Annotated in this window: 9 protein-coding genes; all 9 read right to left on the reverse strand. The window is 37.5% G+C overall.

Annotated features, from left to right (window positions below; all coding sequences use genetic code 11):
• Positions 1-112: 112 nt before the first annotated feature.
• Entirely contained in the window at positions 113-319 is a 207-nt protein-coding gene (locus tag NH286_RS10135; protein WP_265238687.1) for a hypothetical protein, read from the reverse strand.
• Between the two features lie 130 nt (positions 320-449).
• Positions 450-2,099, reverse strand: coding sequence for a hypothetical protein (locus tag NH286_RS10140; RefSeq protein WP_265238689.1), 1,650 nt, complete (start codon positions 2,097-2,099; stop codon positions 450-452).
• A complete protein-coding gene (locus tag NH286_RS10145; RefSeq protein ID WP_265238691.1) occupies positions 2,080-2,814 on the reverse strand; it encodes an ABC transporter ATP-binding protein in 735 nt (244 codons plus the stop codon). Before NH286_RS10145 ends, NH286_RS10140 begins: the two co-directional genes overlap by 20 nt.
• Before the next feature lie 130 nt (positions 2,815-2,944).
• Entirely contained in the window at positions 2,945-3,973 is a 1,029-nt protein-coding gene (locus NH286_RS10150) for a sigma-70 family RNA polymerase sigma factor (RefSeq protein WP_414826867.1), read from the reverse strand.
• A 7-nt stretch (positions 3,974-3,980) separates the two neighbouring features.
• Entirely contained in the window at positions 3,981-4,520 is a 540-nt protein-coding gene (locus NH286_RS10155) for an NYN domain-containing protein (RefSeq protein WP_265238695.1), read from the reverse strand.
• A complete protein-coding gene (gene rlmB, locus NH286_RS10160; protein WP_265238697.1) occupies positions 4,507-5,211 on the reverse strand; it encodes a 23S rRNA (guanosine(2251)-2'-O)-methyltransferase RlmB in 705 nt (234 codons plus the stop codon). Before rlmB ends, NH286_RS10155 begins: the two co-directional genes overlap by 14 nt.
• Positions 5,211-6,629 (reverse strand): cysteine--tRNA ligase, encoded by a 1,419-nt coding sequence (gene cysS / locus NH286_RS10165; protein WP_265238699.1) that lies wholly within the window; start codon positions 6,627-6,629, stop codon positions 5,211-5,213. The genes rlmB and cysS overlap by 1 nt, the downstream gene beginning before the upstream one ends.
• Positions 6,629-8,110: a glutamate--tRNA ligase gene (gene gltX / locus NH286_RS10170; protein ID WP_265238701.1), complete on the reverse strand. Its 1,482-nt coding sequence runs from the start codon at positions 8,108-8,110 to the stop codon at positions 6,629-6,631. The genes cysS and gltX overlap by 1 nt, the downstream gene beginning before the upstream one ends.
• Before the next feature lie 592 nt (positions 8,111-8,702).
• Positions 8,703-8,855 (reverse strand): IS3 family transposase, encoded by a 153-nt coding sequence (locus NH286_RS10730; RefSeq protein WP_414826868.1) that lies wholly within the window; start codon positions 8,853-8,855, stop codon positions 8,703-8,705.
• Positions 8,856-8,860: the final 5 nt, after the last annotated feature.

The following is an 8,860-nucleotide window of genomic DNA, read 5'->3' on the forward strand; positions in this document are numbered from 1 at the left end:
CAAGTAGGGCTACTTTAATATCGGCTTACCACACCTAAGTGCAGTCGATACTTGGCTCAACTAACGGAATAGTTGGTTTGGTCATTATGCCAAACAGTTAAATTAAGCGACTTCATGTCGCACCCACGGATAAAAATAGGTCTTCGCTATTAATAAGACCCAAAATATTTTCACCAGCTGCCCTACTTGACATATAAGACCTATTTGCTGAAAGTCCCACAAGCTCAAAATCATAAGAGTCTAGGGCCATTTTTATAAAAAGCCCATCGGCTGGGCTAAAGTTTGTATCTATATAAATAAAGGGTTTTTGATATTCCATAATTCTTCCTTTCTGCTTACTTACTATACTAAAAAACCCGACTTTTTAAAGTCGGGAATTTTTTATAAGGGTATCTCTCCCTTTCATTCTAAAATTTTTACGAGGAAGAATCCCATAAATATTTTTAATTTTATACGTCCATAAAGCCTTTCTTGTATTTTTTAAGGCAAGCCATATAGATTAGGCCCACAATTATAGCTAGGACAAGGATAATAAGGCCAGCTGCAATAGCCATAGATCCTGTAAGACCATCTATTAGGAAAAATCCTCCAACAAGAAGGCCTGTAACAAGCAAGGACCCTAGGTAGAAAATTATTGACTTCAAAGGATTTGCCTGTTGAACTTCTTGAGGCTTCTTCCAATTGGTATTGACCACAAAGGTCCCAAAGTAAAGACTAATCATAGTCGCAAAGCCTCCTCCTATGCTTAGGCCAAGGAAGAATAAAAGGCTATTAATAAGACCAAGGCTTAGAATTAAGCCATAGACTATGGCAAGTATTAGGTTAAAAATACTTATAACCACATAGCTTGAAGTAAACCTAGCCAAGAGATGGCTCTTTGGGTCTATTGGTAGGGTCTGGATAAGGTAAAAGCTCTTGCCCTCCCTAGAAAGGGAAGTGGTCGCTGGATTGCCATTAGTCCAAATAAGAAGACTTAGGGCAAAGGCTACCGCAAAACATATAAGAGATGTCATTGAGCTTTGGATTAAAGTAGGGTCCAAATCCTCAATAAGATTCCTACCTGTAGTAAAACCCATAACCGAAAAGATTATTACCATAGATATAGGGCCTGCCACGAAGACTATATTTGAAAATAAGGTCTTAATATCCTTAAGGAAAATATCCTTAAATTGGCTGGATGTTTTGATTTCAACATCCTTGGCCTTGACCTTCTTTTTCTTATCCATATCTATGTGGTCATCAAAGACCGCATCAAAATAATACTTATCTCCAAGCTTGTAGACTAAAAATAATACAAAAGCCGCAAGAGCCAAGAGTAATAGGCTAAAGCCTAGTCTCTGTATTATTGGTCCGGTAAGGCTCATGCCAAAAATCTTGGCATTAAAGAAGACATTTGACACATTGCCCACCATAGATGCGACATTATCTACATCTATATTAATGGACGGACTAGTATTTGATGATGAAGAAAAGGAGAAATAATAAATCACTCCCATGATAGCAAACATCAAAAGATATCCCAGTGTCTTAAAAAGCTTGGCATGCCTATTGACATTGGTAAATTTCTTAATCAGTAAAATCATCAAACAAATAAGCCCATAAGGTATAGCAATCATTGGCAAAAGGGTGATAAGGCCCAAAATCAAAGTCATTGGGTCAAAACCAGCCTCGCCAAAATATATATATAGGCCAATGGCAAAAAATAGGAAAAAGTCAAAAAATGAGCTTATCCCGCCGATTACCTTGCCCAAGAAAAGCTCGCCCTGGCTTAGGGGTAGGGTTTGGTAATTAGAAATATCTGCCTTGGTGAAATACTTTGAGAGGATATCAGGCACATAAAATATGAAGATCATCATGGTGATGGCCATGGCAAAATTTACAAAATACATGTAATTTTGACCAGATCTCACATAAATCATGGCGGATGCCTTAAAGACCCCTATAAATATGGCTCCCAAAAATACATAGGTCCAGATAAATAGGATTATTCTCATCAAGTAGTTTTTAGGCATATTTGCGACTTGCTTTGATGGCCTGTAGGGGAAGAAACTTTCCCTTAAAGCATAGGCTGCTATAGTTTTAATATTCTTGCTTTTCATCTGTAAGCTCCAAGAAAATTGATTCAAGAGACCCGTCGTTATTGGCAATATGCTTAATCTCATCAAGAGTTCCTATAGCGATAAGCTTGCCCTTAGAAATAATGCCAATCCTATCGCATAATTCCTGGGCCACTTCCATTACGTGGGTTGAAAACATGACACACTTGCCGTCACCAGCCCTTTCCCTAAGGATTTTCTTAAGATTAAAGGCAGATTTGGCATCAAGGCCGACCATTGGCTCGTCAAGGATTAAAACCTGTGGGTCATGGATAAGGGCACCGATTATGGCAAGCCTTTGGGCCATACCATGAGAATAGGTTGAAATAGGGTCCTTCATGGCCTCTCTTATATCAAAATAATCCAAATAATGTTCAAGCCTTTCCTTCCTAGTTTCAGTATCCACCCCATAGATATCTGCTATGAAATTTATATATTCATTTCCCGAATAATTTTCGAATAATTCTGGATTGTCAGGCACATAGGAAAACTGGCTCTTGTAGGCAATAGGGTCATCTTCTATGCGGAGTCCATTTATAAAAATCTCCCCTTTGGTCTTAGAATTTATCCCTACAATAGACTTGATAGTAGTAGACTTACCAGCCCCATTAGGACCAAGAAATCCAAAGATTTCACCATCTTTCGCCTCAAAGGAGATGTCATCCACCGCCTTTTTTCCTATCTTGTATTCCTTAGTAAAATTTTCAACTTTAATCATAAAAATCCTTTCTAATCTCTAAGAATCGTTTTTATCATTTTACCTCAATACATCAAAAATATACAATAATTATAAAAAATTTATTTAAAAAATACCCCTAGGATCTAAAATCCTAAGAGTATTGTAATTTTTATCCAACCAAATCAGAATAATCTTTTAGCTTGCCTAGGGCTTGGTTTTCTATCTGACGAATTCTTTCTCTGGAGAGATCGTAAATAGAACCTATTTGCTCTAAGGTTTTTGGTTTTTCGTTGTCTAGGCCATACCTGTAGATTATGATTTGCTTTTCCCTATCTGTTAGTTGGTCTAAGGCTTGCATTAGGAAGTTTTCCATGTCTTTTTCTAAGATTAGCATATCTACTGGGGTCGACTCATCTCCTACCATATCCATTAGCTCATCTCCTGTGGAGTCTTCGCTATCTAGGTTGATATTTAGGGAGGTGGAGTTGACTTGGTTTCTATTTATTAAAAAGAGGTCATCGGCTTGTTTTTTGTTGATGCCTTCGTTTTCTAATATCCTGTAGAGTTCCTCATCGCTTGCCTCTGGGTTGGCCTTTAAGATTTGTTTAAGCTTATTTAGCTTTAAGTATTTGCCTGCTGGGATCCTGATGGTGTGGCCTTCTTTATTTATGGCCTTTCTGATGGCCTTATCTATCCACTTATAGGCATAGGTTGTAAATTTGTAGCCTAGACTTAGGTCAAATTTCTCCGCTGCCCTTATCATACCGAGCATGCCTGATTGGACGAGGTCTTCTAGGTCTAGGTCATTGCCGTGGGACCTAAAGAAATAGGACGCACGACTCCTTACTAGGCCCTGGTTTTTTTCGACTAGGGCTGCTAGGGCGTTTTGGTTGCCAAGTTGGAATTGCTCTACTATCTCTTCGTTGTTTAGGTCTGATAGCTTCATCATATCCTTGCGCTTGATTGGGGCAAGGGAGGTGTTGACTCCTTTTTTGGCTGATCCTATTAGGTCATCATCGTCAAAATCTTCGTCATCTTCTGCGATTATTTCTAGGATTTCTTCTTTTTGGTCTTCTGTTAGAGATTCTATGACTTTTAGCAAGTCTTCATCGGTCATATCCGGATTGTCCAGATAATCTTTAAGCTTTTCTAAAGTTTCCTTATCTTCTAAATTTATTTTATCCATATTATCACCCATTTTGAATTTATTTATCTTTATCCTCATCTTCTAGCTTTATTTTAAGCTGGTCAAGTTTGGCTACAAGAGATTTTGATATAGGATAAGACCTGTAGTTGTGACTGAAATTTGCCTTTTGGCTTTTTTTAATCTTGCTCCTTAAGCCTAAGAGGTCTCCCCTTAGCTCTAGAGCTGTCATCCTGCTTGCTCCCTTGCCTAGGGCCATATTTTGCACTGCCCCATCATCTGTTACGACCTTGACATTGTGGCGACGGCCTACTCTTTCAAGCTCTGCTTCGATATAGGTATCTGCCGTTTGAAACCTCTTTGTATAGACAATTTTCATCTTATACTTTGTTTCTATGGTTTCTTTAAGTCTGTCAAGATTATAGGCATCAAAGACTATTACCATCTCTTCCGCCCTCAAAACGCTATATTCAGCCATTTCTTCTATGAGCATATCCCTTGCGGCTGCAAGGTTTGTTTTTGATAAGTCCTTTAAGTCCGGCCATTTGTTTATGACATTGTAGCCATCAACATAGGTTATGTTTTTTTTAGTCAAAGCCATTTTGTCTTAGGACCTCATACATGGCTATGGCTGAAGCAACAGATGCGTTAAAGCTATTTACAAAACCCTTCATCGGTATATTAATTAGTATATCACATTTCTCTCTTACAAGTCTAGAGATACCCTTACCTTCATTGCCTACTACTAGGGCAATTTTGCCCTTAAGGTCGGTTTTATCTATCTCTTGGCTTCCTTCGCCTGCTAGGCCATAGACCCAAAATCCCTCTTTTTGGATTTCTTCTATGGTGCGAGAAATATTTTTTACCCTAATTATATTGATGTTATTTATTGCTCCAGCACTTGTCTTATAGACTATTGGACTTACCTCAGCTGACCTTCTTTCTGGGATAATTACCCCGTCAAAGCCAAAGGCTTCGGCACTTCTTACTATAGCTCCTAGGTTATGAGGATCTTCTATTTGATCTAGGATTATTAGCCTCTTGTAAGTTGCTATGTCAGCTAGGTCCTTGTATTTAAAACTTTCCACATCAAGGGCGACCCCTTGGTGGTTCATATCTATTTTATCAAAAAAACTCTTATCTACAAAATCTATTTCAATATTTTTTGCCCTTAGCTTTTTTATAAGTTTGTCAATTATCTTGGAATTTTGCCTTAGGATGTAGGCCCTATAGATTTCAATGTCTGAATCTAGGGTGTCTAGGACTGGTTTTCTGCCATATATTCTATCCATTAGCTTATCTCCCATTTGACCCCATCACGGGTATCTTTTAGGCTTATGCCCATTTCTAAAAGCTCATCCCTGATGGCATCTGCCTTTGCAAAGTCCTTGGCCTTTTTGGCAGCAGCTCTTTCTTCAATTTTAGCTAAGATAAAGTCTTCGTCTATATCTAGGCTCTTTTTCTTGGCTACAAGCCCTAGGACATCGTAGAGACTGTCATAGAGACTCTTAGTTTTTTCTATAAAGGCCTTTGAAGAAGCGCTGCTTATATTGGTATTTATAAATTTGGCTAGGTCAAATAAGACTGTAATGGCATCTGCTGTATTTAGGTCATCTTCCATGACTCTTATAAAGTCATCCTCTGCCGCATCTAGATTTGCTAGAAGTTTTTCTTCATTATCATCCATAGGCCTATCGCTTGCCCTTGCTAGGTCTTCTTCAAGCTTAAAGGCTGCGTTATTTAGTCTGTTTAGGGAATTTTGAGCTTGTTCAATTATTTCCCTGGTGAAGTTAATTGGCTGCCTGTAGGATGTGGTCAAAAGCCAAAATCTGATGGTCATTAGGTCGTATTCCTTCTTGATATCATCAAGAGTAAAGAAATTGCCTAAAGACTTACTCATCTTTGTCCCATTGACCTGGATCATGCCGTTGTGCATCCAATAATTGGCAAATTTGACTTCGTTTAGGGCTTCAGATTGGGCTATTTCATTTTCGTGGTGAGGAAATTCCAAATCTTCCCCGCCTGCGTGTATATCAATGGTTTCGCCCAAGATTTTCTTGTTCATGGCTGAACATTCTATGTGCCAGCCAGGTCTGCCAGCTCCCCAAGGAGAATCCCAAGCCACTTCGCCATCAATTTTTGTCTTTTTCCAAAGGGTGAAATCTGCTGGGTTTTTCTTGCGGCCTACATCATCATTATCAAGCCTATTGCTGGCCCCGTGCATGAGATCGTCAAGATTTCTTCTTGATAATTTACCATAATCAGATTTTTTGCTTACATCAAAGTAAACATCCCCATCTGATTCGTAGGCCACACCTTTCTTAACAAGGCCATCTATGAAGGCGATTATATCATCCATAACCTCGGTTGCCCTTGGGTGGATGGTGTCTTCTTCATCTAAGTTTAGGTCCTTGGCATCTGCCATATATTGGCTTATATAGCGGTCTGTGACTTCTTTTGTAGTGATGCCTTCTTCGATTGATTTTTTGATTATCTTATCATCGACATCGGTGAAGTTTACCACATATTTTACATCATAACCCCTAAATTTTGCAAAACGTCTGAAGGTATCAAAGACAACTAGGGGTCTAGCATTGCCTATGTGCATATAATCATAGACTGTAGGTCCGCAGACATACATCTTGATTTTGCCTTCTTCGATTGGTTTAAATACTTCTTTTTTTCTACTAAGAGTATTATAAATTTTCATTAAAAATTATCCCTTACAAATTCTAGCCTTTCCTTAACTAGGTCCTTGCCCATGATTAGGAAGGCATTTGATAGGTCTGGACCGTGGACTGAACCTGTTACAGCTGCCCTTACTGGGAACCATAGGTTCTTGCCCTTGATGCCTGTTTCCTTTTGGATAGTCTTCATAATTGATTTAGCAAAGTCTGGATCAATTTCCTTAACTTCTGCAAGATGGTCTAAGAATGCCTTAAATAATATTCTGGCATCATCTGTAGAAATAGCTTCTTTTGCATCATCATCATAGTCGATATCGGCACTCTTTATATAGTAGTTTTTAACAAGTTCAGCTGCATCAGAGAACTTATCAATAGCTGATTGCCAAGTTTCTGCAAGTAAAACTAATTTGTCATGGTCATAAGACTCATCAATTAGACCAGCCTTAATTAGGTAAGGCTTAATATCTTCTGCAAGCTCTTCTGGGCTTAATTCTCTGACATAGTGGCCATTGACCCAGTCAAGTTTCTTCTTATCAAAAACAGCACCAGTCTTATTTACCCTATCAAAGTCAAATTGCTTAGCTAATTGATCAAGAGTAAAGATTTCTTCTTCACTATCAGGTGACCAACCAAGTAATGATAGGAAGTTGATAAGACCTTCTGGTGTGTAGCCTTCTTCGATAAAGTCCTCAACCATGCCATCGCCATTTCTCTTAGAATATTTCTTGTGGTCCTTATTTAAAACGGTAGGTAGGTGGATATATTCTGGAGCCTCCCAACCAAAAGCTTCGTATAAATAAACATGCTTTGGTGTAGAAGAAATCCACTCATCACCACGAACGACATGGGTAATGCCCATCAAATGGTCATCCACAACTACAGCAAAGTGATAAGTTGGGAAACCATCTCTTTTAATTAAAACTTGGTCATCTTGGTCGTCAGTATTAAAGGTAATCTTGCCCTTAATCCTGTCATTAAAAGAAATATCATAGTCCTTTGGTAATTTTAGTCTAACAGTGTGCTCTTCCCCATTAGCAACCCTTTGTTTGGCTTCTTCAAGAGGGATAGAACGGCAAAGACCATCATATTTTGGTGTAAGGCCATCAGCTCTCATTTGATCACGAACCTTATCGACTCTTTCTTGAGAGCAGAAGCAATAATAAGCCTTGCCTTCATCGATTAATTGGTCGATGTATTTGTCATAAATGCCAGCCTTAACCCTTTCAGATTGGATATATGGACCAAAGTCACCCTTTTCGGTAACATTTCCATTTTCATCAAGCATAACACCTTCATCAATCTCAACACCAGACCATTTAAGGGCCTTAAGAAGATTTTCAAGGGCACCTTCCACAAAACGTGTCCTATCAGTATCCTCAATTCTTAAAATCATCTTTCCGCCAGTATGTCTAGCATATAGGTAGTTAAAAAGGGCTGTCCTAAGACCACCAATGTGTAGATATCCTGTTGGAGAAGGTGCAAATCTAACTCTAACGTCACTCATCATAATCTCCTTTATAATTTTTCTTTAATTCATTTCTTACTTCTATTATAATATAAAACTTAAAATTAATAAATAAGTAAACAAAGGGAAGCAACTCCCACTTCCCTTCAATACCTTAACTTATCTAATTATATCATTTTTTTCCAACTAAAGCAAGTATTAATGGGCTTAACGGTAAATATTTGCAAAGGAATTCTAATAGCAAAACTTAATATTCATAATACATATCTCAAAAGATAAATTAGTTGCTAACACATTTCATATCCATTGCAATTCTCTCTTAATATCAGTAAATCAAAACATTTATTCATGACCACTACTAATATTTTATAACTCAATCTCAAAAAAAGAATTAAATTAAATAAATAATTTATTAAAAAATATACTCTATAGATCTAATTAAGGGTAAAGTTTTACAATAGACAGATCTTTTTAGACATAAATAAGAAAAATATCGCCATAAAACAGAAAAAACATACAATAGAAATATATAAAAAGCTCCTAAGAGCATTAAGCGATGGAGGCATTGCTTTCGATAAAAAACCTGGCCTAGTGACCTGAACCCGTAAACACGGAATAATTTAATAATATTTTAAGCGGAATGTAATCTGTACATAACAGGTGACATTCCGTTTAATTTTGTTTTAATCCTATCCTCATTGTACCATTTTATATATTTTTCAATCTCATTTCTTAAATGATCATAACTTTTAAAATCTTCTCCATAATACATTTCCTGTTTCAATATTC

Origin of the sequence: Anaerococcus sp. NML200574, from assembly GCF_026131665.1 — a bacterium.
Lineage (GTDB): Bacteria > Bacillota > Clostridia > Tissierellales > Peptoniphilaceae > Anaerococcus > Anaerococcus kampingae.